The sequence below is a fragment of the Streptomyces sp. S3(2020) genome, from assembly GCF_013044505.1.
GTDB lineage: Bacteria > Actinomycetota > Actinomycetes > Streptomycetales > Streptomycetaceae > Streptomyces.
Genome location: NZ_JABERD010000039.1, coordinates 15,585 through 41,707, shown reverse-complemented (window position 1 = coordinate 41,707; position 26,123 = coordinate 15,585). Strand labels below are relative to the sequence as shown.

The 26,123-nt window shown below is 69.5% G+C and carries 19 protein-coding genes and 2 pseudogenes; 12 read left to right on the top strand and 9 right to left on the bottom strand.

Annotation, left to right across the window (positions count from 1 at the left end; translation table 11 throughout):
• Positions 1 to 50: 50 nt before the first annotated feature.
• The 3 genes from gltX to HLK59_RS15480 all read right to left on the bottom strand — a co-directional run bounded on the left by gltX (position 51) and on the right by HLK59_RS15480 (position 2,617).
• Positions 51 to 1,535 (bottom strand): glutamate--tRNA ligase, encoded by a 1,485-nt coding sequence (gene gltX / locus HLK59_RS15490; protein ID WP_171142003.1) that lies wholly within the window; start codon positions 1,533 to 1,535, stop codon positions 51 to 53.
• Positions 1,519 to 2,313, bottom strand: a complete 795-nt coding sequence (locus tag HLK59_RS15485) for a fumarylacetoacetate hydrolase family protein (protein ID WP_171142002.1) — start codon at positions 2,311 to 2,313, stop codon at positions 1,519 to 1,521. Before HLK59_RS15485 ends, gltX begins: the two co-directional genes overlap by 17 nt.
• Before the next feature lie 118 nt (positions 2,314 to 2,431).
• Entirely contained in the window at positions 2,432 to 2,617 is a 186-nt protein-coding gene (locus tag HLK59_RS15480; RefSeq protein WP_171142001.1) for a hypothetical protein, read from the bottom strand.
• A 605-nt stretch (positions 2,618 to 3,222) separates the two neighbouring features.
• On the opposite strand from HLK59_RS15480, the gene HLK59_RS15475 reads away from it, so the two are divergent.
• From HLK59_RS15475 to HLK59_RS15440, 8 genes are all read left to right on the top strand, one after another.
• Complete coding sequence (locus tag HLK59_RS15475; RefSeq protein WP_171142000.1) at positions 3,223 to 6,990, top strand: nitrate- and nitrite sensing domain-containing protein; 3,768 nt, start codon at positions 3,223 to 3,225, stop codon at positions 6,988 to 6,990.
• A 9-nt stretch (positions 6,991 to 6,999) separates the two neighbouring features.
• Positions 7,000 to 7,413, top strand: a complete 414-nt coding sequence (locus HLK59_RS15470; RefSeq protein ID WP_003973453.1) for a roadblock/LC7 domain-containing protein — start codon at positions 7,000 to 7,002, stop codon at positions 7,411 to 7,413.
• A gap of 111 nt (positions 7,414 to 7,524) precedes the next feature.
• A complete protein-coding gene (locus HLK59_RS15465; RefSeq protein WP_030611532.1) occupies positions 7,525 to 7,920 on the top strand; it encodes a DUF742 domain-containing protein in 396 nt (131 codons plus the stop codon).
• On the top strand, positions 7,901 to 8,476 hold the full coding sequence (locus HLK59_RS15460) for an ATP/GTP-binding protein (protein WP_046258886.1): 576 nt from the start codon (positions 7,901 to 7,903) through the stop codon (positions 8,474 to 8,476). Before HLK59_RS15465 ends, HLK59_RS15460 begins: the two co-directional genes overlap by 20 nt.
• 379 nt (positions 8,477 to 8,855) lie before the next feature.
• Positions 8,856 to 12,131, top strand: a complete 3,276-nt coding sequence (locus tag HLK59_RS15455; protein ID WP_171141999.1) for a nitrate- and nitrite sensing domain-containing protein — start codon at positions 8,856 to 8,858, stop codon at positions 12,129 to 12,131.
• A gap of 10 nt (positions 12,132 to 12,141) precedes the next feature.
• Complete coding sequence (locus tag HLK59_RS15450; RefSeq protein ID WP_005479603.1) at positions 12,142 to 12,555, top strand: roadblock/LC7 domain-containing protein; 414 nt, start codon at positions 12,142 to 12,144, stop codon at positions 12,553 to 12,555.
• A gap of 97 nt (positions 12,556 to 12,652) precedes the next feature.
• Positions 12,653 to 13,231: a DUF742 domain-containing protein gene (locus HLK59_RS15445; RefSeq protein WP_046258888.1), complete on the top strand. Its 579-nt coding sequence runs from the start codon at positions 12,653 to 12,655 to the stop codon at positions 13,229 to 13,231.
• Positions 13,212 to 13,793 (top strand): ATP/GTP-binding protein, encoded by a 582-nt coding sequence (locus HLK59_RS15440; RefSeq protein ID WP_026248371.1) that lies wholly within the window; start codon positions 13,212 to 13,214, stop codon positions 13,791 to 13,793. Before HLK59_RS15445 ends, HLK59_RS15440 begins: the two co-directional genes overlap by 20 nt.
• A gap of 177 nt (positions 13,794 to 13,970) precedes the next feature.
• Here the strand turns inward: HLK59_RS15440 and HLK59_RS15435 are convergent, their stop codons facing one another.
• From HLK59_RS15435 to HLK59_RS15425, 3 genes are all read right to left on the bottom strand, one after another.
• Positions 13,971 to 14,156, bottom strand: a complete 186-nt coding sequence (locus HLK59_RS15435) for an acyl-CoA carboxylase subunit epsilon (protein WP_171141998.1) — start codon at positions 14,154 to 14,156, stop codon at positions 13,971 to 13,973.
• A gap of 57 nt (positions 14,157 to 14,213) precedes the next feature.
• On the bottom strand, positions 14,214 to 15,797 hold the full coding sequence (locus tag HLK59_RS15430) for an acyl-CoA carboxylase subunit beta (protein ID WP_171141997.1): 1,584 nt from the start codon (positions 15,795 to 15,797) through the stop codon (positions 14,214 to 14,216).
• Positions 15,798 to 15,951: 154 nt separating this feature from the next.
• Positions 15,952 to 18,279, bottom strand: a complete 2,328-nt coding sequence (locus HLK59_RS15425; protein WP_171141996.1) for a polysaccharide lyase 8 family protein — start codon at positions 18,277 to 18,279, stop codon at positions 15,952 to 15,954.
• Between the two features lie 135 nt (positions 18,280 to 18,414).
• Here HLK59_RS15425 and HLK59_RS15420 point away from each other — a divergent pair, with 135 nt between their 5' ends.
• Together HLK59_RS15420 and HLK59_RS15415 are read left to right on the top strand one after the other, a co-directional pair.
• Positions 18,415 to 18,969 carry a YceI family protein gene (locus tag HLK59_RS15420; RefSeq protein WP_171141995.1) on the top strand — a complete coding sequence of 185 codons (555 nt, stop codon included), beginning with the start codon at positions 18,415 to 18,417 and terminating at the stop codon, positions 18,967 to 18,969.
• 371 nt (positions 18,970 to 19,340) lie between these two features.
• Positions 19,341 to 20,123: a serine protease gene (locus HLK59_RS15415; protein WP_171141994.1), complete on the top strand. Its 783-nt coding sequence runs from the start codon at positions 19,341 to 19,343 to the stop codon at positions 20,121 to 20,123.
• 117 nt (positions 20,124 to 20,240) lie between these two features.
• On the opposite strand, the gene HLK59_RS15410 is transcribed toward HLK59_RS15415, so the two are convergent.
• From HLK59_RS15410 to HLK59_RS15400, 3 genes and pseudogenes are all read right to left on the bottom strand, one after another.
• Complete coding sequence (locus HLK59_RS15410; protein ID WP_171141993.1) at positions 20,241 to 21,578, bottom strand: hypothetical protein; 1,338 nt, start codon at positions 21,576 to 21,578, stop codon at positions 20,241 to 20,243.
• A 34-nt stretch (positions 21,579 to 21,612) separates the two neighbouring features.
• Positions 21,613 to 24,633, bottom strand: a complete 3,021-nt coding sequence (locus HLK59_RS15405) for a glycoside hydrolase family 3 N-terminal domain-containing protein (RefSeq protein WP_171141992.1) — start codon at positions 24,631 to 24,633, stop codon at positions 21,613 to 21,615.
• A 37-nt stretch (positions 24,634 to 24,670) separates the two neighbouring features.
• Positions 24,671 to 25,068 (bottom strand): annotated as a pseudogene (locus tag HLK59_RS15400) (ATP-binding protein).
• Between the two features lie 101 nt (positions 25,069 to 25,169).
• On the opposite strand from HLK59_RS15400, the pseudogene HLK59_RS15395 reads away from it, so the two are divergent.
• Positions 25,170 to 25,936: pseudogene (locus HLK59_RS15395) on the top strand (helix-turn-helix transcriptional regulator).
• Positions 25,933 to 26,121, top strand: a complete 189-nt coding sequence (locus HLK59_RS15390) for a DUF397 domain-containing protein (protein ID WP_171141991.1) — start codon at positions 25,933 to 25,935, stop codon at positions 26,119 to 26,121. The pseudogene HLK59_RS15395 and the gene HLK59_RS15390 overlap by 4 nt, the downstream one beginning before the upstream one ends.
• The last annotated feature ends 2 nt before the right edge of the window (positions 26,122 to 26,123 follow it).

Genomic DNA, 26,123 nt, shown 5'->3' with positions numbered 1-26,123 from the left:
AAGGGGCGGTACCCGGACTTCCGGGTACCGCCCCTTCACACGTGTGTGCGTTACGCCGCGAGCTTCGCCAGGGCCGCGTCGATGCGGGCCAGGGTCGTCTCCTTGCCCAGTACTTCCAGGGACTCGAAGAGGGGCAGACCGACGGTGCGGCCGGTGACGGCGACCCGGACCGGGGCCTGGGCCTTGCCGAGCTTGAGGCCGTGGGCCTCGCCCGCCGTCAGGACGGCCTCCTTGAGGGATTCCGCGGAGTTCCAGTCCGCCGACTCCAGCTTCTCGCGGGCGGTCGTCAGGAGGGCGTCGCTGCCCTCCTTCATCGCCTTCGTCCAGCTCGCCTCGTCGAAGACCGGCTCCGCCAGGAACAGGAAGTCGACGTTGTCCGTGATCTCCGAGAGGACCTTCAGCCGGGTCTGGGCGTGCGGGGCGATCGCGTGCCACTTCGACTCGTCGAAGTCCTCCGGCGCCCAGGGGGCGAACGGGGCCTTCAGCCAGGGGGCGCAGCGCTCGGTGAAGTCCTTCACGTCCAGCAGGCGGATGTGGTCGCCGTTGATCGACTCGCACTTCTTGAGGTCGAAGCGGGCCGGGTTGGGCTGGACGTCGGCGATGTCGAAGGCCGCGACCATCTCGTCCATCGTGAAGATGTCCTGGTCGGCCGAGAGCGACCAGCCGAGGAGGGAAAGGTAGTTGAGCAGGCCCTCGGGCAGGAAGCCGCGCTCGCGGTACAGGTTGAGCGAGGACTCCGGGTCGCGCTTGGAGAGCTTCTTGTTGCCCTCGCCCATCACGTACGGCAGGTGGCCGAAGGACGGGGTCCGCTTGGCGATGCCCAGCTCGGTCAGCGCCTTGTACAGGGCGATCTGGCGCGGGGTGGAGGAGAGCAGGTCCTCGCCGCGCAGGACGTGGGTGATCTCCATCAGGGCGTCGTCGACCGGGTTGACGAGGGTGTACAGCGGGGCGCCGTTCGCGCGCACGATGCCGTAGTCCGGCACGTTCTCCGGGGTGAACGTCAGCTCGCCGCGGACCAGGTCCGTGAAGGTGATCGTCTCGTCGGGCATCCGGAAGCGGACGATGGGCTCGCGGCCCTCGGCGACGTACGCGGCGACCTGCTCCTCGGTCAGCTCGCGGCAGTGGCCGTCGTAGCCGGAGGGCCTGCCGGCCGCGCGGGCCGCCTCGCGGCGCTCGTCCAGCTCGGTCTGGGAGCAGTAGCAGCGGTAGGCGTACCCGCCGTCCAGGAGCTTCTGCGCGACCTCCTTGTAGAGGTCCATGCGCTGCGACTGGCGGTACGGCGCGTGCGGGCCGCCGATCTCGGGGCCCTCGTCCCAGTCGAAGCCCAGCCAGCGCATCGAGTCGAGCAGCTGGCCGTAGGACTCCTCGGAGTCGCGGGCCGCGTCGGTGTCCTCGATGCGGAAGACGAGCGTGCCCTGGTGGTGCTTGGCGAACGCCCAGTTGAACAGGGCGGTGCGGACCAGGCCCACATGGGGGTTACCGGTGGGCGAGGGGCAGAAACGTACGCGGACGGGTGCGCTAGCCACGCTTGACAACCTTGTTGGTGAGAGTGCCGATGCCTTCGATGGTGACGGCGACCTCGTCGCCGACGGTGAGCGGTCCGACGCCTGCCGGGGTGCCCGTGAGGATCACGTCGCCGGGGAGCAGCGTCATGGCCTCGGAGATGTTGACGATCAGATCCTCGATCGGGTGGATCATCTCGCTGGTGCGGCCGAGCTGTCGCTGTTGGCCGTTGACCGTGAGCTGGATCGTGAGGTCGCTCGGGTCGAGGTCGGTCTCCACCCAGGGGCCGAGCGGGCAGGAGGTGTCGAAGCCCTTGGCCCGGGCCCACTGCTTCTCGCGCTTCTGGACGTCGCGGGCGGTGACGTCGTTGGCGCAGGTGTAGCCGAGGATGACGTCCTTGACACGCTCACGCGGGACCTCGCGGCACATCCGGCCGATGACCACGGCCAGCTCGGCCTCGTGGTGGAGTTCCTGGGAGAAGGACGGGTACTGGATCTCGTCGCCGGAGCCGATCACCGAGGTGGACGGCTTGAAGAAGGCGAACGGGGCGTCGGGGACCTCGTTGCCCAGTTCCCGCGCGTGCTCGGCGTAGTTGCGGCCGTAGGCCACGACCTTGTTGGGGAGCACCGGCGGCAGCAGCCGAACCCTTGCTTTGGAATTGGAAGGGGCCAGCGGGACCTTCGTACCGGAGAGCTCGAAGTCCGCGAACGGGATGCCCTTGATGATGTCGAGGACGAGCTCGTCAGGCTTGTCGCCCTCGACCGCGCCGAAGGCGACGTTCCCGTCGATGGAGAATCTGGCGATGCGCACGGGATCCTTGCGCCCCTCACTTGAGCCGTCTGGAGTCTGACGCTCCAGGCTAACGCGGCAGGGGCCGGCGCCTCGCGCATTACGGCGGGCGCCCGATGGTCGTACGAGCGAGCGTGATCTACTCGGCGGAGGCGGCGACCGGGACGTCCATCAGGATCGTGCGGCGCGGGTTGGCGGTCTGGGCCGGGAGGTCGACGGAGTGCTCCGGGAGCTCCGGGGTCTGCAGGTCGTCGGCGTCCTCGAGGTGCGCCAGCGTCGTGCGCCGCGGGTTGGCTATGTTGCGGAACATCATCGTCGTCTTCACGGTTGTACGAGACCTTGTCGTCTTCGGGCGCCAGGCCGGCCCCAAGGGGCCCCGAGCAGGCGCAGGTTGTCAAAGTGTTACGTCATGTAAAGCGTCAGGCTAAACATGCGATTCCCCTCCGAAGGCGTGAAGACCCCATGATCCGCATGTGAGTTTGCTCACGGGGTGAGACGCAAAGCGGTCAATTCAGGCCCGCACGTCACCCCAACGAAACGGACATTGACCCCCTGAAGCCACCATTCCGCTCCTGATCATGGCGACTGGGACACCCTTGTCACGCAAGGGATCCGTTCGGGTACGTCCGGTTTTCAGCGGATCACCTTCTACGTCTCGTGACGCGTCCCTCACGTGCTGTCACGGAAGTCACAGCCTGGCCTACGGCCCTTGTTGGAGATCCGGCACTGTGCTGGAATCTCACGGAACCGCCGCAGGAACGAGCCGGCGCACAGGGGGCGCAACGCGCGCCGGGTGGCGGCGAGTAAGGGGGAGCCAGCGCCGGTCACTGACGACCATCGGGGGGCGTAATTCAGGACGCCCCCTAGTACGCCGACACCGTGCCTTTCCGTTCAACCGGAGAGGCGCCTGGTCCAGAGGTTGCGACGCTAGTGCAGGGACGTTTCAAGAGGGATGGCAGCGCTTCGGCGGAGCCGGAGCCGCACGGCGGGACTGGCCCCATGAATGGCGGTTCCGCGCCCCAGCACGCCCAGAACCCGGGCCTGGCGGCCCCGACCGGCGACGGGGGCGAGCGCTCCGGTCGACCCGGCGCGCCGTCTTCCGGACCCGCGAACCCCGCCGCCCCGACGGTGAAGGCGCCGAAGGCCCCGACCGGCCCCGGCTCGCGAATAGCTCTGCGCAACTGGCGTATCTCCACGCGCCTGGTGTCGCTGCTCGCGCTGCCCGTGGTCGCGGCCACCTCGCTGGGCGCCCTGCGCATCAGCGACAACATGGACGACATCCAGCAGCTCGAGAACATGAAGCTGCTGACGGACATGACCAAGCAGGCGACCGCGCTGGCCGACGCTCTCCAGAGGGAGCGCGACCTGTCCGCCGGTCCGCTGGCGCACGGCTCCAGCTCGGACCAGTACACGATCAAGGGACTGCGGGACAAGACGGACCGCGCTCTTGAGGACTTCGTCGACTCCTCGGAGGAGATCGACACCGAGGGCAGCGGCCTCCAGGGCGTCCGCGAGAACGTGGTGCTCCTGGTCAGCAGCCTGCGCGACATCGAGAAGATCCGTAACACCGCGTACGAGCAGAAGGGCAACTCCACCCAGACGGTGGAGTCCTACCACCGCCTCGTCACGCAACTCCTCGACCTGTCCCGCGACATGGCGCAGGCCAGCAGCAACCCCGACATGATCCAGCGCACTCGTGCCCTGGCGGCCTTCTCCGCCGCCAAGGAGTACTCCTCCGTGCAGCGCGCGGTCCTGGCGGCGGCCCTGCCCCAGAACAAGACGACGTTCGGCGACCTCTCCGAGAACGACCGTCTCTACGCCCAGTCGGCGCTCACCAACGAAAGCGCCGACATCAAGAGTTTCCAGTCCATCTACGGCAAGACCGGTGCCGTGGAGCTCCTGGAGCCCATCAGCGACAACAACTCGACCATCCAGGCGGCCGACACCTACGCCAGCCGTGCGTTCGCCCCGGACGGTCTGGAGAACCTGGACAAGCGGTCGTACAAGGACTGGGTGGACGACAGCTCGGCCAAGATCGACCAGATGGGCAAGATCGAGAAGACGCTCCTCGACGAGATGGAGCAGAAGGCCCGCGAGCTGCGCAACGAGTCGGAGCAGGAAGCCATCATCTCCGGTGCGCTGATCCTGCTCGTGCTCGGCATCTCGCTCGTCGGCGCCTTCGTCGTGGCCCGGTCCATGATCCGCTCGCTGCGCCGCCTGGAGGAGACCGCCACCAAGGTCGCCCAGGACCGTCTGCCCGAGCTGGTCAAGGCGCTGTCCGAGTCCGACCCGCAGGACGTCGACACGTCCGTGGAGTCGGTCGGTGTGCACTCCCGGGACGAGATCGGCCGAGTGGCCGCGGCCTTCGACGACGTGCACCGCGAGGCGGTCCGCCTCGCCGCCGAGCAGGCCCTTCTGCGGGGCAACGTCAACGCGATGTTCACCAACCTCTCGCGCCGCTCCCAGGGCCTCATCCAGCGTCAGCTCTCGCTCATTTCCGAGCTGGAGTCGCGTGAGGCCGATCCCGATCAGCTGTCGTCGCTCTTCAAGCTCGACCACCTCGCGACCCGCATGCGTCGTAACGGTGAGAACCTCCTGGTCCTCGCGGGTGAAGAGCCCGGCCGCCGCTGGACCCGCCCGGTCCCGCTGGTCGACGTGCTCCGCGCCGCCGCCTCCGAGGTGGAGCAGTACGAGCGCATCGAGCTGGCCTCGGTGCCGACCACCGAAGTCGCCGGCCGCGTCGTCAACGACCTCGTGCACCTCCTCGCCGAGCTGCTCGAGAACGCGACCTCCTTCTCCTCGCCGCAGACCAAGGTCAAGGTCACCGGTCACGCGCTGCCCGACGGCCGCGTCCTGATCGAGATCCACGACACGGGTATCGGCCTCTCCCCCGAGGACCTCGCGGCGATCAACGAGCGGCTCGCCTCGCCGCCCACCGTGGACGTCTCGGTCTCCCGACGCATGGGTCTGTTCGTGGTCGGCCGGCTGTCGCAGCGCCACGGCATCCGCATCCAGCTGCGCCCGTCCGACTCCGGTGGTACGACCGCGCTGGTCATGCTGCCCGTCGACGTCGCCCAGGGCGGCAAGAAGCCGCAGCCCAAGCCCGGCCAGGGTGCCGGCGCCCCGTCCGCCGCACAGGCGGCCGCCGGTATGGCCGCGGCCCGTCGTGGCCCCGGTCAGCAGGGCGGCCCGCTCGGTGCGGGCGCGCCCCTCGGTGGCGGTGCCCTCGGGGCCGGCGCCCAGCCCGGTGGCCGGCTCAACCCCGGTCAGGGGCCGCGGGCCGCGCTCCCGGGTACGGGCAACGGCGGTCGTCCGGGTGCGCCGGGCGGCGCGCGCGGACCCCAGGCCCCCTCGGCTCCTCCGCAGGGCCGGCCCGCCCCGGCCGGTGCGGGCGCCGCGTTCGGCGGTCAGGCGCCGGGTGCTCCGCAGGGCCTGCAGGCCGCGGGTACCTCCGCGCCGCAGGATGCCTTCGGTGGCAGCCGCGGTCCCGTTCCGCCGCAGCAGTCCGCTCCCGCGGGCAACTCGGGCAACGAGCAGCAGGGCCGTCGCCGTGGACGTCAGCTCCCGGGCCGTGGCGGTCCGCGGGCCGAGCTGCCCGGCGGCAACGCCCAGCAGCCCCGGACGCCCAGCTGGAGCGACGAGAACGCGCAGCCGCAGATCTCGCACGCCTCGCTCGACACCCCGCGCGGCCATGACGAGCAGGACCCCTCGCAGACGTCCCGCATGCCGCGGATCGACGACCGGCAGGGCCCGGGCGCGACCACGGAGATGCCCGCGATCCCCCGGTCCGACGGCCGCCAGGGTCCCGGCGCCACCTCCGAGTTCGCCCGCCCGGACTTCGACGCCCCGCAGAACACGGGCCAGTTCGCCCGCCCCGGCACCTCGCAGGGTCCCGGCGCCGCCTTCGACGCCCCGCAGAACACCGGCCAGTTCGCCCGCGCCGACTACGACGCGACGCAGAACGGCACGGGTTCGTTCGTCCGCCCTGACGTCTACGGCACCCCGGGGCAGAACAGCCCCTCGGCGACGGGCCAGTTCACGGCTCCGCAGGGGTACGACAACGGCTCCACGGGCCAGTTCCCGATGCCGGGCCAGGACGGCTCCACCGGCCAGTTCGAGCGGCCGCAGGCGAACGGCGGACGTGGTCCGGCCGACTTCGCCGTCCCGCGTCCCCCGATCCCGCCGCGTCCGCCGCGTCCCGCCCGTCAGGAGCCCGAGGCACTGCCGCCGGCGACGGGTGCAGGCGACGGACGGACGCCGCTGTACGACACCCTGGAGACCAACTGGTTCCACGGTCAGCAGGGTCAGCAGGACCAGGGCGGCAATGCCCAGGCCCCGCAGCAGCCGCAGACTCCCGCGGCTCCCGCAGCCCCCGCGTCCGCTCCTCAGCGGACCGCGGCCAACGCCTCCTGGCGCAGCTCGCCGAACGACGACCTCGTCCGGCAGGCCGAGCGGGTCCGGCAGCCGGCCGCGGGCGGTGTCACCACCTCCGGCCTGCCGCGCCGGGTGCCCCGGGCGAACCTCGTCCCGGGCACGGCTCAGCAGCAACAGCACCAATCCGGTCCGGCGGTCTCGCGTGCGCCTGATGACGTACGTGGCCGTCTGACCAATCTCCGTCGGGGTATCGCGCAAGGTCGTCAGGCCGGCACAGGCCAGACGGGCAGCTTCCCGAGCCCCACTCACCAGCAGGAGCGTTAGTTGAGCCCGATGAGCCAGGCGGCACAGAACCTCAACTGGTTGATCACCAACTTCGTGGACAACACCCCCGGGGTGTCCCACACCGTCGTCGTGTCCGCCGACGGCCTTCTGCTGGCGATGTCCGAGGGTTTCCCGCGCGACCGTGCCGACCAGCTGGCGGCCGTCGCGTCGGGTCTCACCTCACTGACGGCCGGGGCCTCCCGGATCTTCGAGGGCGGCAACGTGGCACAGACGGTCGTCGAGATGGAACGGGGTTTCCTGTTCCTGATGTCCGTCTCGGACGGCTCGTCCCTGGCCGTGCTCGCGCACCCCGAGTGCGACATCGGTCTGGTGGGCTACGAGATGGCCCTGCTCGTCGACCGCGCGGGTGCGGTTCTCACGCCGGATCTCCGCGCCGAACTACAGGGCAGTCTGCTTCACTGACCGGCCCCGGATCCACCTGTCTCACCAAATCACCGTCCGGCCGCCACAATCCCCCCACCGGCCATGTCAGACGGCTTGACTGACCGACTTGCTGTCCCGCCCGGAGGATTCATGACCCCGCCCACCGCCTCTCATGATCCGTACGCGGAGCCGTACGAGGATGAGGGCGACCAGCCGCTGGTACGTCCGTACGCGATGACCGGCGGCCGGACCCGGCCGCGCTACCAGCTCGCCATAGAGGCCCTGATCAGCACGACGGCCGACCCTGCGGCACTGATGGGCCTGCTCCCCGAGCACCAGCGCATCTGCCACCTTTGCCGTGAGGTGAAGTCGGTGGCCGAGGTGTCGGCGCTTCTGGCCATGCCGCTCGGTGTGGCCCGCATCCTCGTCGCGGACCTCGCCGAGGCGGGTCTCGTCGCCATCCACCAGCCGGGCGGCGACGAGAGCACCGGCGCTCCGGACGTGACACTGCTCGAAAGGGTGCTCAGTGGACTTCGCAAGCTCTGACGGAGGTCGGGCGACCACCTCCGCAAAGATCGTGGTGGCCGGCGGCTTCGGCGTCGGCAAGACCACGTTCGTGGGCGCCGTCTCCGAGATCAACCCGCTGCGCACCGAGGCCGTCATGACGTCCGCTTCCGCGGGCATCGACGACCTCACGCACACCGGGGGCAAGACGACCACCACGGTGGCCATGGACTTCGGCCGTATCACCCTGGACCAGGACCTGATCCTGTACCTCTTCGGTACGCCGGGCCAGGACCGCTTCTGGTTCATGTGGGACGACCTGGTGCGCGGTGCCATCGGCGCGATCGTGCTGGTGGACACCCGCCGTCTCGCCGACTGCTTCCCCGCGGTCGACTACTTCGAGAACAGCGGCCTTCCCTTCGTCGTCGCGCTCAACGGCTTCGAGGGACACCAGCCCTACGCACCCGAGGAGGTCCGCGAGGCCCTCCAGATCGGTCCGGACACCCCGATCATCACGACGGACGCCCGGCATCGCTCGGATGCGAAGAGTGCGCTGATCACGCTGGTCGAGCACGCCCTTATGGCACGGCTGCGGTAGCACTCAAATCATCCGTGCCGTACGGAAGTTGTCGTAGACGCCCCGGAGCCGGCTGTGTCCTTTGACACGGTCGGCCCTGGTGTTCATAACGTTTCGGCAGAGGAATCGGGTGGTACGGCCACGCGTCGTTGTCAACCGGTCTCGCTGCGCTCACGAAAGCCCCGTCATTTGACGGGGCTCGCTCTTTATGACCGTTTTATCTAGGGCTTACATCACTCCGAATCCCCGCCCTCCCATGTTTGGAGGACCGTAGGCCGCCATGCTGGAATGCCTGAACTGCCCAATAGTCAAAGACGTACTCACTAGTCGATGGCGTACTGGGCTCTGAGAGACTGCGGCACAACGTTGGTGCCGACCCCGCCGGAAGGTTGTTGGTCGAGTGAGGCGAAGCAAGAACGGTCCCGAGCCGTCGGCCCGGGGCAACTTCACCCCGCCGCCGCGCGGAGCGGCGCCCGCCCCTGTGCCCGGTTCTGAACCGACGGCCGCACCCGCTCCGAGCGGCGGCCGTCTCTCCCCGCGCAACTGGCGCGTGCCGACGCGGCTGAACGCGATCCTGCTCATACCCGTGCTGGTCGGCCTCGTCATGGGCGGCTTCCAGGTGAAGAGCTCGATCGACACCTGGCAGCAGGCCGAGGACGCGGAGAAGACCGCGCGTCTGGTCCGGGCCGCCCTGACCTACGGCGACGCCCTCTACAACGAGCGCGACTCCACCGCCGCCCCGCTGCTCCAGGGCCTGGGCGAGGAGGACAAGACGGTCGTCGCCGCCCGCAAGGCCACGGACACCGCCGCCGACGCCTTCGACGAGGCCGCGCAGAACATGCCGCAGACGACGGGCCTCCAGCGGCGCCTCCAGATCTTCCGCGAGGAGGAGCCGAAGCTCCAGCAGCTGCGCGCCGCCGCGTACACCTCGAAGCTCTCGGGCGTGAAGACCGAAGAGGGCTACGTCCAGGTCGCGCACCCCCTGATGGAGTTCTCCAACGAGCTCGGTCTCGGCACCGGAAACATCACCAGCTACGGCCGTACCGTCTACGCCATCGCGCTGACCAAGGCCTCGCTGTCGCTCGAGCGCTCCATCGGCATGCACCTGCTGATCAAGCCGGGCACCGACGCCAAGAGCTTCGCCGCCCAGCGCACCGCGCTCACCTCGTACGCCTACCTCGAGGGCATCGCCATCGAGGAGTACATCGGTGGTGGCACCGAGGCCGACGCCCAGAAGCTGGACACCCTGCAGAAGCAGGCAACGGCCGACGGCGCCGCGATGGCCAAGCAGGCCAAGCAGGCCAACGCGAACTACGTGGCGCCGCCCGCCGACCCGGTCGACATGGTCAAGGCCATCGGCGCGCTGCCCTCCACCGACAAGTCCGAGCGTGACCTGATCGCCGCGAAGGGCGTCACCGCCGAGAACTGGTGGGCGGTCAACACCCTCAAGTACAAGGTCTACCGGACGATCGAGTCCGACATGGCCGACAAGGCCGTGGACGAGGCCGCCAGCATCGCCGACGACGCCCAGCGGGACGCCTTCATCACCGGTGCCGCCGTCGTGGTCGCCCTGCTCGCCGCGTTCATCCTGGCCGGCATGGTGGCCCGCCAGATGTCCCGCTCGATGCGCCAGCTGCGCAACGCCGCCTTCGGTATCGCCGAGCAGCGCCTGCCGATGCTGGTCGACCAGCTCTCCCGTACCGACCCCGGCCGGGTCGACACCCGGGTCACGCCGATCCCGATCACCTCGACCGACGAGATCGGCGAAGTCGCCCGCGCCTTCGACCAGGTCCACCGCGAGGCCGTCCGGCTCGCCGCCGAGCAGGCTCTCCTGCGGGGCAACATCAACGCGATCTTCACCAACCTCTCGCGCCGCAACCAGTCCCTGATCGAGGGCCAGCTGACCCTCATCACCGACCTGGAGAACAACGAGGCCGACCCGGACCAGCTGGAGAACCTCTTCCGCCTGGACCACCTCGCGACCCGTATGCGCCGCAACGGCGAGAACCTCCTGGTCCTCGCCGGCGAGGAGCCCGGCCGCCGCTGGGACCAGCCGGTCCCGATGGTCGACGTGCTGCGCGCCGCCTCCTCGGAGGTGGAGCAGTACGAGCGCATCGAGCTCTCCGGCGTCCCGGAGGCCGAGATCCACGGCCGTGCCGTGACCGACCTCGTGCATCTGCTGGCCGAGCTGCTGGAGAACGCCACCACGTTCTCCTCCCCGCAGACCAAGGTCCGCGTCACCGCGACCCGTCTCCCCGACGGCCGCGTGATGATCGAGATCCACGACAAGGGCATCGGCCTCACCGCCGAGGACTTCGCGGACATCAACCACAAGCTGGCCAACCCGCCGACCGTGGACGCCGCGATCTCGCAGCGCATGGGCCTGTTCGTGGTCGGCCGGCTGTCCGACCGGCACGGCATCCGCGTCCAGCTGCGTCCCTCGGGCGAGCAGGCCGGTACGACCTCGCTGGTCATGCTGCCGGACGCGATCACGCACGGCGGTGGCGGCGAGCAGCAGGCGCCGTCCCACGACGAGTTCACCGTCTCGCAGATCATCCCGGAGCAGGGCTACCAGGGCGAGGACTTCAACAGCGGTCTGCCGATGCGTACGGCCGCCGAGCTCGGCTTCGACGACAGCCGCTACACCGAGGTCCCGGACGACATACGCGAGCTGGACCCCGTAGGCCGCTCCCTCATGCGTGAGGAGCGCCGCGCGGCGCTGGAGGCCCAGCACGGCCAGCCGTCCCTGGAGGGCCCCGCGGCCCCGTCGTACGTCGAGGACTTCGACGCGCAGCAGGCCGCCTACGACAACGGCCGCGGCGGCTTCCAGCAGCCCGCCGGGTACGAGGAGCAGCAGCAGTCGGCGTACGCCGAGCCGCAGCACGCCACGTACGAGGAGCCGCAGCAGGCGTCGTACGACGAGCAGTACTACGCGCCCAACGGCGGTGTGCCGCAGAACGACGCCTTCTCGCCGAACGGCGGCTACCCCGAGCCCGCGTACGCGGAGTCGGCCCAGGCCGCCCCCTCGTCCGTACCGGAGTCCATCCCGGCCTTCGAGGAGCGGCGCTACCAGGACGACTGGCCGCAGCAGGACGGGTACCAGAACGGGTACCAGGGCCAGTACGCTCCCGAAGCGGAATCCGTGCAGGCCGCTGACGTCGGTGAGCGCGAGCACGTAGGCTTCGACCGTCCGGGTCCGGCCCCGTCGGCCGCTCACGACCTGACCGAGGCGGGGCTTCCCCGCCGTGGATCCGGCGGGGGCGGAGCGAACGGCGCGGCCCGTGCGAACGGAACGAACGGCACGGGCACCACGACCGACATGTTCGGTTCGCGGCACGTGGCCCAGGAACCGCCGGCCTCCGCACCGGAGAGCAACGGCAACGGTGACTGGCGCTCGGCCAACGACGAGCGCTGGCAGCAGGCTTCGGCACTCAAGAAGCCCAAGGCGGGCGGGGTCACCTCCTCCGGTCTGCCGAGGCGGGTGCCCAAGGCCAATCTGGTCGAGGGTGCCGCCGAGACCACCCCCCAGGGCGGCCCACAGGTCTCCCGCGCTCCCGAGGACGTGCGGGGCAGGTTGAGCAACCTGCGTCGCGGTGTCGAGCGGGGCCGTAGCGCAAGCAGTGAAACGAACGGTCAGGGCTTCGGTCCTGACAGCACCTACAACCAGGAGCGTTAGTGTGAGCCCGATGAGCCAGGCGGCACAGAACCTGAACTGGTTGATCACCAATTTCGTGGACAACACCCCCGGGGTGTCTCACACGGTGGTGGTCTCCGCCGACGGACTCCTTCTGGCGATGTCCGAGGGTTTTCCACGTGACCGCGCCGACCAGCTTGCGGCCGTCGCCTCCGGGCTGACCTCGCTGACCGCTGGTGCCTCGCGCATTTTCGAGGGCGGCAGCGTGAACCAGACGGTTGTGGAGATGGAGCGGGGATTCCTCTTCATCATGTCCGTCTCCGACGGTTCCTCGCTCGCGGTTCTCGCACACCCCGAGGCCGACATCGGTCTCATCGGGTACGAGATGGCGCTTCTGGTGGACCGTGCCGGTACGGTCCTGACGCCCGATCTTCGAGCGGAGCTCCAAGGGAGCCTTCTCAACTAACAGACAGACGGTGCGTTTTGGCGTCCCGAGGCCATAAGGTTTCGGGACGCGGCTCCACAGTGATGCGGTGCCCGGCACAGTCGGAGGAGGAGAGAAAGTGGCAACACCCCCAGGCGGTTCATCGTCCGGTAATTGGTCGTACGGCCCTGGCCAGGGTCAGAACGACGGTTCCCAGAACCCGAACCGTTACAACTTCCCCTCCGCACCGAGCCATCGGCAACCGTACGCGCCCCAGGGCCCCGGGCCCTCGCCGTACGACCAGCCGTCGGCACCGCGCATCCAGCCTGTGCAGCCGCAGCGCCGCGCCCCTGAGCCGGCGCCCGCAGGGGCGTCGAACAACCCCTTGGTGCGCCCGTACGCCATGACCGGCGGCCGGACGCGCCCGCGCTACCAGCTCGCCATCGAGGCACTGGTGCACACCACCGCGCAGCCGCACCAGATGCAGGGCCAGTTGCCCGAGCATCAGCGGATCTGCAACCTCTGCCGGGAGATCAAGTCGGTAGCCGAAGTCTCGGCTCTGCTCACGATTCCTCTCGGCGTGGCCAGGATCCTCGTCGCCGACTTGGCGGAGGCGGGCCTGGTCGCCATTCATCAGCCCGGCGGCGACGAGAACGCCGGCGGCCAGCCAGACGTGACACTGCTCGAAAGGGTGCTCAGTGGACTTCGCAAGCTCTAGCGGCGGTCCTTCCCGCTCCACCACTTCAGCGAAGATCGTGGTGGCGGGTGGCTTCGGCGTGGGCAAGACCACGTTCGTCGGGGCCGTTTCGGAGATCAACCCGCTGCGCACCGAGGCCGTCATGACGTCCGCTTCCGCGGGCATCGACGACCTCACCCACACCGGTGACAAGACCACCACCACGGTGGCCATGGACTTCGGCCGTATCACCCTGGACCAGGACCTGATCCTGTACCTCTTCGGTACGCCGGGCCAGGACCGCTTCTGGTTCATGTGGGACGACCTCGTGCGCGGCGCCATCGGCGCGATCGTCCTCGTGGACACCCGCCGTCTCGCCGACTGCTTCCCCGCCGTCGACTACTTCGAGAACTCGGGTCTCCCCTTCGTCATCGCCCTCAACGGCTTCGACGGCAACCAGCCGTACAACCCGGACGAGGTGCGCGAGGCCCTCCAGATCGGCCCGGACACCCCGATCATCACCACGGACGCGCGGCACCGGGCGGACGCGAAGTCGGCGCTGATCACTCTGGTGGAGCACGCGCTGATGGCGCGCCTGCGGTAAGTGGGCTTCATGCGGCTACTGGGCTGCCTCTGACGGTTGTTTGCCGTCTGCGGGCAGCCCTTTGGCTTGTCGCGCCCACGCGGCGGAGCCGCACATCGATACAGCCTCGCGCCCCTGGGGACGTTGAAGGGCCCCTCGCCATCAAGCGAGGGGCCCTTCAACGTCGTACTGCAACTCTCAGTGCCAGCTGTGCGGGGCGCGGAAGCCGCCCTCGCGCTCCAGGCGGCGCCAGCCGGCCCTGGGGCGGGCCTGGTCGGGCTCGGTGGGCTGGGCGGCGGCGCGGGCCAGGAGGATCGCGGTGATCGCGGCGACTTCCTCGGGCCCGGCGTGGCCCTTCTCGACGCGGATGTCGGGAGTGTTCATGGGTGTCAGTCTCCGTGAGAGAGGTTTCCGCAGGGGTGTCGCGGAGGGTCCGCTGGGTTACTGCGGGGGGTTGCCGTGCTTACGGGACGGCAGGTCGGCGTGCTTGGACTGGAGCATGGCCAGGGAGCGGATGAGGACCTCGCGGGTCTCCGCCGGGTCGATCACGTCGTCCACCAGGCCGCGCTCGGCCGCGTAGTACGGGTGCATGAGCTCGGACTTGTACTCCTTGACCATGCGGGCCCGCATGACCTCGGGGTCCTCGGCGTCGGCGATCTGCCGACGGAAGATGACGTTGGCGGCACCCTCGGCGCCCATCACGGCGATCTCGTTCGTCGGCCACGCGTAGGTCAGGTCGGCGCCGATGGACTGGCTGTCCATGACGATGTACGCGCCGCCGTAGGCCTTGCGCAGGATCAGCGAGATCCTCGGCACGGTCGCGTTGCAGTAGGCGTAGAGGAGCTTCGCGCCGTGCCGGATGATTCCGCCGTGCTCCTGGTCGACGCCCGGGAGGAACCCGGGGACGTCCAGGAAGGTGACGATCGGGATGTTAAAAGCGTCACACATCTGGACGAAACGCGCAGCTTTTTCACTCGCCTCGATGTCCAGGACACCGGCGAGGGACTGCGGTTGGTTGGCCACGATGCCGACGACCTGGCCGTCGAGGCGGGCGAGCGCGCAGATGATGTTCCGCGCCCAGCGCTCGTGGACCTCCAGGTAGTCGCCGTCGTCGACGATCTCCTCGATGACCTTGGCCATGTCGTAGGGCCGGTTGCCGTCCGCGGGGACCAGGTCGAGCAGGACGTCACCGCGGCGGTCCGCGGCGTCCGTGGACTCCACGCGGGGCGGGTTCTCACGGTTGTTCTGCGGCAGCATCGACAGGAGGTAGCGCACCTCGGCGATGCAGGTCTCCTCGTCGTCGTACGCGAAGTGGCACACGCCCGAGGTCTCGGCGTGCACATCGGCGCCGCCCAGCCCGTTCTGCGTGATCTCCTCGCCCGTCACGGCCTTGACGACGTCCGGGCCGGTGATGAACATCTGCGAGGTCTCACGGACCATGAACACGAAGTCCGTCAGCGCCGGACTGTAGGCCGCACCGCCCGCGCACGGGCCCAGCATCACCGAGATCTGCGGGATCACCCCGGACGCCTTGGTGTTGCGCTGGAAGATGCCGCCGTACCCGGCGAGCGCCGAGACGCCCTCCTGGATACGGGCGCCGGCGCCGTCGTTCAGCGACACCAGGGGCGCTCCGGCCGCGATGGCCATGTCCATGATCTTGTGGATCTTCGTGGCATGGGCCTCGCCCAGCGCACCGCCGAAGATCCGGAAGTCGTGCGCGTACACGAAGACCGTGCGGCCCTCGACCGTGCCCCAGCCGGTGATGACACCGTCGGTGAACGGCTTCTTGGCCTCCAGGCCGAACCCGGTCGCCCGGTGCCGGCGCAACTGCTCGACCTCCTGGAAGGAGCCCGCGTCGAGGAGCAGCTCGATGCGCTCCCGGGCGGTCAGCTTGCCCTTGGCGTGCTGCGCCTCGGTCGCCTTCTCGCTCGGTCCGGCCATCGCCTGCGCACGGATCTCGTGCAGCTCGGCCACTCGCCCGCGTGCGTCCGTCGGCTCACCCGGCGCGTCATCCAAAACGGTCATGTAGTGACCTTACGAAGCACGGCGAGGAAAGCGGGCCGTCGACTCCGAACAGTCTCCGGCCCGTTTTCCTGGTACCCCTGAACAGAACCTCGGAGGCATGCAGCCGTTCCGACTGCTCAGGGGGCTTCCCGCTTGTAGAGATCACACAAAGCCGTCAGCTGAGAGCCACCTCACATTCCTGTGCGGCGCATGCCTCCCCCGGAGTGATTCTCAGCCGCAGACGACGGCCCGCGGCCAGGATCTCGACCGAGTCGTCGGCCCGGATCACGCCCTGGACCGGGTGGTCCCAGGAGATCTCCACCGGCTCCCCCGTCCGCGGCGGCTCGCTCACGCAGAGGGTAGCCGTGCGGCCCCGGCGGCGTAGCAGGACGCTCGCGCCCGCGGAGGCGGTGAGCGGGCCCGCCGTACCGGCCTGCCAGAAGGTGGCGGCCGTCAGGCCGAGGGAGGGGACATGGACGGCCTGGCGGGTGGCGTCGTTGGCGAGGACCTTCAGCCAGTGGGGGTCGGCCGCGCGGGCCGCGACGCCGTGGCGGGACGCACCCGGCATCAGGACATAGACGTAGGACGCGTCCGCCGGGTCCGTGCCGTGGTCCAGCCAGAGGGTCTGCCAGCGGCGGGTGGCCCGCTCCGTCGTGCTGGTGGTGTTGATGTCCGACCAGGCGCCGGTGCGGTCCTCGCGGAGGGTGCGCAGGTCGCCGTACGGCACCACCCAGCCGCCGTGGCCCTCCAGATGGGCCCAGCCGTGCCCCTGCACGAAGGCCGGGTTGCCGCCCTCCCCCAGGTTGCGGTTGTCGACGACGGTCTCGACCGGGACGCCGTCGGCGCAGCTGATGCCGGCGCCCAGGCAGATCACCGCGTCGGCGGCACAGAACCACGACTTACGGGCCTCCAGCGTGGAGCCGAGGCCCTTCAGATGCTGTCCGATCGCCGCGTACTCGCCGTCGGTGACACCGCCGACCCAGCGCGCGTCGGGTCGGGGCTCACCCCACTCGCCGCCGGCCCGGTCGGGAAGGCGGCGGGTGGAGACGGTCGTGCCCGGGAGGCGGTACCAGTCGACGGTGGGCCAGTACCAGTTGGTGTACTGGCCGCCCTGCCCCTCGGTCCACCAGGAGAGCATTCCGGCGCCCGTGTGCCAGCCGCGCGGGTTCTCGCCGTTGCCGCACTCGTAGTACGCGATGCGGTCGCTCGCCATGGCGATGTTCGCGACGAAGCCGGGACGGCGGTGGACGGCCCGGTCCATGGCGGCGAAGAGGCGGTGGCCGACGGGGTCGGGGGCGGCGGGAACGGGTGACCCGGCGACCGCGTGCAGCCGGGCGAGGTCGGCCACCCCGAACTGACGGGCCGTCAGGATCGGTGCGACGGTGTCCCGTTCGATCCATCCCTTGATACGGCCGTACCAGCGCTCCCGCTCCGTCTCGCTCGCCCCGTCCGCGAGGAGGGCCATCGCGGCGATGACGCCCTGGCCGTGGAAGTGGTCGCCGCGCAGTACGTGCCGGTCGTCGCTTTTGAGGTAACCCCGGCTGATGGCACGGCCGTTGACGCTGTCCATCATCAGACCGTCGTGGATCAGGGGCGCGTAGGCGTGCTCGACGGCGTCCAGGACGATCTGCCGGTTCGGGTCGGTCACGGCCCACTCGGAGCCGGCCAGCAGGGCGAAGAGCCGGCCGAGGCCGTCGAGGAGGACCTGGCCGTAGGTGCCCGAGTAGGCGACCCGGGTGTGCTGGACGAACGAGCCGTCGGCGTAGAGGCCGTCGCCCCGGGTGACGTACGGGAAGACCGGTGAGAGCGCGTCGCGGGCGAGGGCGATCCTGGCGGGCGCCCGGCCGAGGATGCCGCGCAGGGCGACGGAACGGCACAGGTCGACGCGGTTGGCGCCGGTGGACGTACCGGAGTAGTCGCCCAGCGTCTCGTCGGGGAGGAAGTGGTCGACGGCGGCGCAGGCGGCTTCCCGCTGGGCGTCGGAGAGGTGGTCGTACAGGGCGGCCGTGAGGTCCATGAGTGTCCGGGGGCTGCCGATCTGCCATTCCCACCAGTTGCCGTAGCGGAGGGTGGCGGGGTTGTAGACCGTGGCGGAGAGGTGGTCGAGGCCCCGGAGGACGGCCGCGAGGAGGGACTCGTCGCCGGTGGAGCCGGTGCCCTGCTGGACGTAGGCCTGGGTCATGGTCCACAGGCGGCCGTAGCTCTGGGTGATGCCGGACGGCGGGTCGTAGGGGTGGCCGGGCCACAGGGAGGTCGCGGTGGGGGTCATGGTCGCGCGGAAGCCGCGGGCGAGTGAGCCGGTCTCGGCGAGGCGGGCGGCGTACGGCTCGGCGGTCGGGTCGTAGCCGGTGCCGAGGGCGATGTCGAGCCAGCGGAGGCGGAGGGCGGCGTAGGCGTCGGGGACGGCGGCGCGGGCGCCGGGGCCGGCCGTGGCGAGGAGCGCCGCCGTGAGTAAGGCGGCCCGGCGGGTGAACCTGAGGGGGCCTGTGAGGCGTGGGGTCATGTCCTGGGCATCTACCACCTCAGCGTAATCACGCCAACACCTTACGGATGATGTTGAAACTCGTACGGAATAGGTCTACGGTCGTCCCTGTTAGGTAATTCAACGTTCAACTTTCCCACTCCCGAGGAGCACACCATGGCGAACACCGACCTGACCGCCCTGACCGGCGACTACACGATCGACACCTCCCACTCGGCGATCGGCTTCACCGTCCGCCACGCCATGGTGACCAACGTGAAGGGGAAGTTCGTCGACTTCAGCGGCTCGCTGCACCTGGACGGCGGCGACCCGGCCGCGTCGACGGCCTCCATCGACGTCAAGATGGACAGCATCGACACCGGCTCCGCCGACCGTGACGGGCACCTCAAAAGCGCGGACTTCTTCAAGATCGAGGAGTTCCCGACGATGACCTTCCGCTCCACCAAGGCGGAGGCCCTCGGCGACGAGGACTACCGGATCACCGGTGACCTCACCATCCTCGGCACCACCAGGCCGCTCACCATCGACCTCGAGTTCAACGGCGCCGCGAAGGACCCGTTCGGCAACGAGCGCGTCGGCTTCGAGGGCAAGGCGACGATCCTGCGCTCCGAGTGGGGCCTGACCTGGAACGCGGCGCTGGAGACGGGTGGCGTGCTGGTCTCCGACAAGATCAAGCTGCACTTCGACATCTCGGCGATCAAGAACGCGTGACGCGTTCTTCGTGAGCATGCCCGCCCTCGTGTCCCTGAGGGCGGGCGCTCGGCGTCCGGGGTGAGGGCCCGCAGCACACCGAGCATGACCCCTATTCACGTCGGCGGCGGAGGCGAAGGTTTCCGGCATGGGGCGACCGCAGGCGGCGATCAGGCCAGTTTCTGTCCTTATTCGTGGCCATGGGTGGTCATCGGTGGGCGGTCGGGCTGGCCGAATCACCCCCCTTGTGTGAGGTCTCACAGCGTTCTCATAATCCAGCAACAGATTTGACCTGCCCATGCCAGTGGATGGGTGTCTCTTTGCTGTCTCTATTGGCATGCGCACGACATTTCTGCGACTGAGTACTTCCACCCCCCACGGAAGGCAGAACGTTGAAGAGACTCCTCACGGCCCTCAAGAGATGCGCGGCATTCGGCGCCGCCGCCCTCGCGATCGTCAGTCTTCAGCCCGTCTCGGCCGCGCAGGCCGCTCCCGCGCCCGTCGTCGGCGGAACCCGTGCCGCGCAGGGCGAGTTCCCGTTCATGGTCCGGCTCTCCATGGGCTGTGGCGGCGCGCTGTACACGCAGCAGATCGTGCTGACCGCCGCGCACTGTGTGAGCGGGACCGGTGCGAACACCTCCATCACCGCCACCGCCGGGGTCGTGGACCTCCAGTCCACCAGCGGGCGGGTCCAGGTCAGGTCGACGTATGTCTACCGGGCCCCCGGTTACAACGGCGACGGCAAGGACTGGGCGCTCATCAAGCTTGCCTCTCCGATCAATCTGCCGACGCTGAAGATCGCCACGACCACGCAGTACAACACCGGGACGTTCACCGTCGCCGGGTGGGGTGCGGCCAGTGAGGGTGGCTCCCAGCAGCGGTACATGCTCAAGGCCACCGTGCCGTTCGTGAGTGACGCGACGTGTCGGTCGTACAGCGGGTACAGCGGGCTCATCGCGAGCGAGGAGATCTGTGCCGGGTACGCCGCGGGCGGGGTCGACACCTGTCAGGGTGACTCCGGTGGACCGATGTTCCGGCGGGACGCGAGCAACGCGTGGATCCAGGTCGGGATCGTGAGCTGGGGTATCGGGTGTGCGCGGGCCAACGCGCCCGGTGTGTACAGCGAGGTGTCCACGTTCGCGTCGGCGATCGCGTCGGCTGCGGCCTCTCTCTGAGGCGCGGGTCTTCCTCTACGAACTTCCGCGGGCCCGGCGTGTGTTGCGCCGGGTCCGTGTTCGTGGGCGGGAGTCCCTGGGGGCTGCGCCCCCAGACGGGCTGAAAAAGGCGCGGGGTCAGAAGCCTCCCCCGCCGAAGTCTCCGCCCCCGCCGAAGTCTCCGCCTCCGCCGAAGTCTCCGCCTCCGCCGAAGTCGCCCGAGTTGAAGTCCGCGCCCGAGATGTCGCCGCCCTCGTAGCCGGAGCCTTGGTCCGTGGCGTATGCCGGGGTGGACATGATGGTGCCGAGCGTGGTGCCGATGAGGAGGGCGGGGAGGAGGCCGGTGCCGAAGTAGCCGCCGGCCCAGGGGCCGTAGGCGGGGCCCGCGTCCCAGTAGGGGCGGCGGCCCTGGTCGGTGTCGACCTCGCGCATCACCGGGTCACGGCCGTCGGCGAGGCGGGTCGCGTCGGCCGCGCAGACCGGGACCTCGCGCGGGGTGCCGCTGGGCGGGGTCCAGGGCGCGTCCGTGGTGGACGGGCCGTGGCGAGGGTCGAAGAAGCAGGGTGGGCGGCGGTCCGGGAGGGGCCGGCCCTCCCTGCGGGCGGCCAGGCGTGCCAGCGAGAAGCGGCCGTCCTCCAAGGCCTGGGCCACCGCGCGGACCTCCTCCGGGTGCCGCGCGGCCGCCATGAACGACTTCGCCTGCTCGTAGGCGTCGAGCGCGTGCTCGTAGTCCTCGCGCATCGCGTCGTCCGCGCCCGGTTCGGCGGGGTGGAAGTCGAGGCGGTCCAGTTCCTCACCGAAGGCGGTGATGTCCTCGTCCACCACCACCCGCAGCTTCTCCAGGGCGGCCCGCTGCTCCTCCGCGTGCCGGCGGCGGTTGCGGCGGACCACCGCGTACGTGCCCACGCCGCCGGCCGCCAGCAGGGCGCCGACCGTCACCAGCGCGCCCACCGGGACGCCGCCGCCGTCCGAGGACGAACCCCAGCTCGCGGGTGCCGAGCCGCCCATGTTGGCCAGGGCCCGGTCCGTGAAGTCGTCGAGCTGGGTCTTGGCGTCGCTCTCGCCCTCGACGCTCGCGACGAGGTTGCGTACGGCGGACCGGGGCAGGACCGAGGAGTCCGCGCCCGCGTCGAAACGGTCGCCGACCCGCACCGCGTACAGGCCCGTCACACCGGTCGCGGTGCGCAGGTCGCGCAGGAGGTTCCCGGTCGGCTGGTCCGCGGGCAGGACCGCCACGAACAGGGCCTTGTCGGCGTCCTTGATCTGTTCGGCGAGCGCGGTGGCGTCCCCGGAGGACAGCTGTGCGGAGGCCGCCGGGTCGACGTACACCGGACTCTCGCGGAGCGCCTCGGCGATCCTGGAGACGCTTGTGGCGGCGGAGGCGGGCGCGGGGACCGCCCACAGGAGGGTCAGGGCCGCGAGCGCCAGGGCCGCCAGCAGCCCTGGAAGGCTTCGGGTCCGCAACACGGACTTCATACTTCGAAGCTACCCGAAGCCTCCCAGAACAGCCTCAGCCCGTCGTCGTCCGATAGGCCTCCGTCAGCCGCTCCACCGCCGCCGCGTACCGTCCGGTGAGCAGCAGATGGTCGGCGTCGGCGAAGGGCTTCGCGAACGCCGCCGTGATCTTCTTCTGCTGGGCGATCAGCCGCGCCTCGGTCACGATCGCGCGGCCCGCCTCCTTCGCCCCGGTCTTCTCGGCCACCGCCGCGGCGACACCGAGTGCCTTGAGTGCCCGCTCGCCGCCCTCCGGCACCTTGGTCAGCGTCGTGAGGCCCCAGCCGTACGGGAACTGCGGGTCGTACGTTGTGTCGCCGACGTTGATCGGCAGCTGGGCCTCGGACTTCGGCCAGGTGACGGGAAGCTGCCCCGTGAAGGCCCGCTTGCCGTAGAGGACGTCCGCGACGCCGTCGCCCTCGGTGCCCGGCAGCCAGGACGCCACCAGCGCGTCGATCTCGCCCAGCCGGTCGCCGATGAGCTGGGGGCGCCCGGAGACGATCAGCACCGCGCACTTCATGGCCGCGCAGACCTTGTCGACGGCCGCCTGGTCGGCCGCGCTCAGCTGGAGGTCATGACCGTTGCCGACGTCTCCGACGCCCTCGGCGTAGGGGGTCTCGCCGACGACGACCACGCCGACGTCGTAGCCGCTCAACGGCTCGGTCGCGTCCTTGGAGTACGTCAGGCGCGCGGAGTTCTTCCGCATGGCCTCCAGGATCGTCGTACCGGGGACGATGTCGCCGGACGAACCCTGCCAGGTGACGGTCCAGCCGCCGCTCTGGTTGCCGATGTCATCGGCGTCGGACCCGGCGACGTACACCTTCTGGGACGTCTTCAGCGGCAGCACGCCGTCGGCGTTCTTCAGCAGCACCTGCGACTCGGCGGCCGCCCGGCGGGCGACGGCCCGGTGCTCGGCGGAACCGATCCTCGCGGCGCCGCTGGTGTCGGCGTACGGCTTCTCGAAGAGTCCGAGCCGGAACTTCTGCGTGAGGATGCGGGAGACCGCGTCGTCGACGCGCTGCTCGCTGACGCGTCCGGCCTGCGCCTCCGCCATGAGCGTCGTACGGAACTCCCTGAAGGCGTAGGGGACCATGACCATGTCGACGCCGGCGTTGACCGAGGTACGGACGTCGGAGGCGCGGTCGCCGGGGATCTGGTCGATGCCGTCCCAGTCGCTGATCACGAAGCCGTCGAAGTCCATACGGCCCTTGAGCACGCCGTTGATCATGTCGGCGCGGGCGTGCATCTTGACCGGGCCCTGGCCGTCGCCGAGGACGTCGAGCGAGGAGTACGAGGGCATGACGGTGCCGACCCCGCGGTCGACGGCGGTCTCGTACGGTGCCAGGTGGACGGCCTCCAGCTGCTGCCGGGTGACCTTGGTGATGCCCTGGTCGATGGTGTAGCTGCCGGTGGTGGAGGAGCCGTACTCGGTGCCGCCGTCGCCGACGAAGTGCTTGGCCGTGGCGAGGACCTTGTCGTCGTCCTTCAAGTCCTTGCCGTTACGGGCTCCTTGGAGGCCCTGGATGACCGTCTCCAGGGAGTCGACGAGGGCCGGGTCCTCGCCGAAGGACTCGTAGGAGCGGCCCCAGCGTTCGTCGCGGGTGACGCAGAGGCAGGGGGCGAAGTCCCAGGGGACGCCGGTGGCGCGGACCTCGGCTGCGGTCACCGCGCCGGTCTGCTGGGCGAGTCGGGGGTTACGGGTGGCCCCGATGCCGATGTTGTGGGGCATGACCGTGGCGCCGACCAGGTTGTTGTGGCCGTGGACGGCGTCGACGCCGTAGATGAGCGGAATCTGGAACCGGGTCGCCTGCGCGCGGAGTTGGAAGGAGTCGATCATCTTCGCCCAGGCTTCGGCGGTGTTGGGCGTGGGGGTCGATCCGCCGCCGGAGAGAAGCGAGCCGAGGTCGTACGCGGCGATGTCCGCTCCGGTACCGACGGCCCCGCGTTCGGCCTGGGTCATCTGGCCGGCCTTCTCCGCGAGGGACATGCGGGAGAGGAGATCGGCGACGCGCTTCTTCACGGGCAACTTGGCGTCGAGGTACGGCAGTCCGTGCGCGTCGATGACGATCTGCGGGGTCTCGGCGGGTGCCTTGGCTCCGGTGACGGTGAGCTTGAGGGGGATCGTCTCGGCGTTCTCGGCGGACTTGTCCTTGAGCGTGGCGACCTGGAGGGTGCGGGTGGTGCCGGACGCCGTGCCCGCGGGGAAGGTAAACTCCCCCTTGAGGGCTGTGTAGTCGGTGCTGGAGGCGGTGCCGCCGGTGGTCTCGTAGGTGACGGTGACCGGTTCGTCGATCGGGGCGGAGCCGGTGGTGGCGACGGTGACCTCGACGGACGCCGTGCCGCCCTCCTTCACCGGGTGGACGGCCGCGTCGGTGAGGACGGAGGCGCGCAGCGACTGGTCGGCCTTGCCGTACAACTCGACGCCGTCCATGGCGAATCGGCCCTGGACACCGACGGGGAGGGTGACGGCGTACCCCCAGGTCTCGGTGAGGCCGAGGATGTGGTCGATGCCGCCGACGGGCTGGTAATCGGTGCGGTAGACGAAGTCGGTGAAGGGGATCTCGATCTGCTTCCAGCCGCTGAAGTCGTCGGTGAAGGACGTCGTCCACAGCTCGGAGGCCTCACCGTTCGCGCCACCGTCCTTCAGCTCGAAGGCGACCTTCTTGCCGTTGTTCTCTCCCTCCCACCAGAAGCGGACACCCTTGTGGGCGGACCAGTCGTGGGCGGGCTCGGCGAAGGCGAAGTCGTGGGTGAAGCCGCCGTAGCCGCTGATGTCGTAGGTACCGGAGAGGACGCGGTCGCCCTCGGGGGCGTCGGCGCGGTCTTCGAGCGCGAGCGTGGGCGGATCGTCGTTGTCACTGCCCCACTTGAAGATGCCCCCCGCGGGTGGGTTCGCGAAGGGCACCTCGCCCTCGAAGCGGTCCACGGGGACCGGGGCGGGATCGTCGGCGGTGGCGGCTTGGGCGACGGCTGCGGGCAGCAACGACGTCAGCAGTACGGCGGTGGCGAGCAGGGCGGTTCTTCGTGCGGAAGGCATGGAGCTTCCCCCTCAGCTCTCGTAGTCCACTTTTGGCTTAGCTCAAGTTGTGAGTGAACTGAGGCCCCAAAGGACCGTCAAGGCACGCGGCAACGCCGAACTCGCACCAGACGACTTTGCCCGGATCACGTTCTCCCACTCCCCACTTGTCGGCCAACGCGGCGACGAGGAACAGGCCCCGTCCGTGTACCTCGCCGGGGCCGCTGTCGTGGACCTCGACCCTGAAGACGCCGTCGGGGGTGAGGGCGAGGCTCAGACGGAAACAGCGGTTCGGGGGGCGCCGTGCAGGAGGGCGTTCGTGGTGAGTTCGCTGACGCAGAGAAGGATGTCGTCCTCTCGGTGGGTGACGTCCCATTCGGCGAGCGTGAGGCGGGTGAGATCCCGGGCTACGGCGATCGATCTGCGGTCTCGGGAGTAGAAGGCGATGCGGCTCACGGGGCGGCTATCACAGGGGGTGACTGAGGTGGGGCAGTGAGTGAGGTCGTAGTGCTGATTCCTACGAGTTCACTACGAGGGGAGCGCGGGCGGTCGGGGCGCTGGTGGCGCACTATCGGAAACGCGCCCGCCTGACGCAGGAGCAGTTCGCCGATCAGGCGAGCATCAGCGTGGACACGGTCGGATCCATTGAACAGGGGCGGCTGGCGTTGCAGCCCGACCGGGCGGAGCAGTTCGATGAACTGCTCGCCACTGGTGGGGCGTCGGCCGTGCTCGTGGCGCAGATGCCGGTGCGGGAGAAGGTGGTGCAGTTCGCGCAGTCGCTGGTCGACCATGAGCAGGAGGCGGTCGGGATCCTGTCGTATCAGAGCCTCGCGGTTCCCGGACTGCTCCAGACCCGGGACTACTGCCGTGCCGTCTTCGACTGTCGGTACCCGGCCATCGGCAGTGAGACGGCGGAGCAGTGGGTCAACGCCCGCATGGAGCGGCAGTTGGTCCTTCAGCGATTCCGGCCCCCTGTGTGCCACTTCGTCCTTGAGGAGAGCATCCTGCGACGGCAGGTGGGGGTCCGGAGGTGATACGGGAACAGTTCCGGCAGATCCTGGAGTACACCGAACCCGTCCACATGAGCTTTCAGATCGTGCCGATGGATCTGGCTCCGCACGCCTGTCTCGACGGTCCCATGGTGCTGTTGGAGACCCCTGAACACGAGCGCCTGATCTACCTGGAAGTCCAGCGCGCCAGCTTCCTCGTCGAGGATCCCGACGACGTCAGCGACTATCACCTCCAGTATGGAATGCTGCGGTCACAGGCACTCTGGCCGGACGAGAGCGTGCGCCTCTTGCACGGACTGCTAGGAGACCGATGAGCACCGCACTGCAGTGGTTCAAGTCCAGCTACAGCGGCAGCCAGGGCGGCGACTGCGTCGAGGTCGCCACCCAGCCCTCCGCCGTTCATGTCCGTGACTCCAAGAACACCGGCCCCACCCTCCGCGTGGCACTCGGGACTTGGGACACCTTTCTCGGGCTCGCTCGGCGGAACGGGATCGAGTAGGG

Excerpts from the sequence above, each read along its gene's own strand:
- HLK59_RS15465 (WP_030611532.1), top strand. The coding sequence starts at position 7,525 with ATGACCCCGCCCACCGCCTCTCATGATCCGTACGCGGAGCCGTACGAG.
- HLK59_RS15435 (WP_171141998.1), bottom strand. The coding sequence starts at position 14,156 with ATGAACACTCCCGACATCCGCGTCGAGAAGGGCCACGCCGGGCCCGAG.
- HLK59_RS15425 (WP_171141996.1), bottom strand. The coding sequence starts at position 18,279 with ATGACCCCACGCCTCACAGGCCCCCTCAGGTTCACCCGCCGGGCCGCC.
- HLK59_RS15430 (WP_171141997.1), bottom strand. The coding sequence starts at position 15,797 with ATGACCGTTTTGGATGACGCGCCGGGTGAGCCGACGGACGCACGCGGG.
- HLK59_RS15470 (WP_003973453.1), top strand. The coding sequence starts at position 7,000 with ATGAGCCAGGCGGCACAGAACCTCAACTGGTTGATCACCAACTTCGTG.
- HLK59_RS15405 (WP_171141992.1), bottom strand. The coding sequence starts at position 24,633 with ATGCCTTCCGCACGAAGAACCGCCCTGCTCGCCACCGCCGTACTGCTG.
- HLK59_RS15420 (WP_171141995.1), top strand. The coding sequence starts at position 18,415 with ATGGCGAACACCGACCTGACCGCCCTGACCGGCGACTACACGATCGAC.
- HLK59_RS15450 (WP_005479603.1), top strand. The coding sequence starts at position 12,142 with ATGAGCCAGGCGGCACAGAACCTGAACTGGTTGATCACCAATTTCGTG.
- HLK59_RS15390 (WP_171141991.1), top strand. The coding sequence starts at position 25,933 with ATGAGCACCGCACTGCAGTGGTTCAAGTCCAGCTACAGCGGCAGCCAG.
- HLK59_RS15410 (WP_171141993.1), bottom strand. The coding sequence starts at position 21,578 with ATGAAGTCCGTGTTGCGGACCCGAAGCCTTCCAGGGCTGCTGGCGGCC.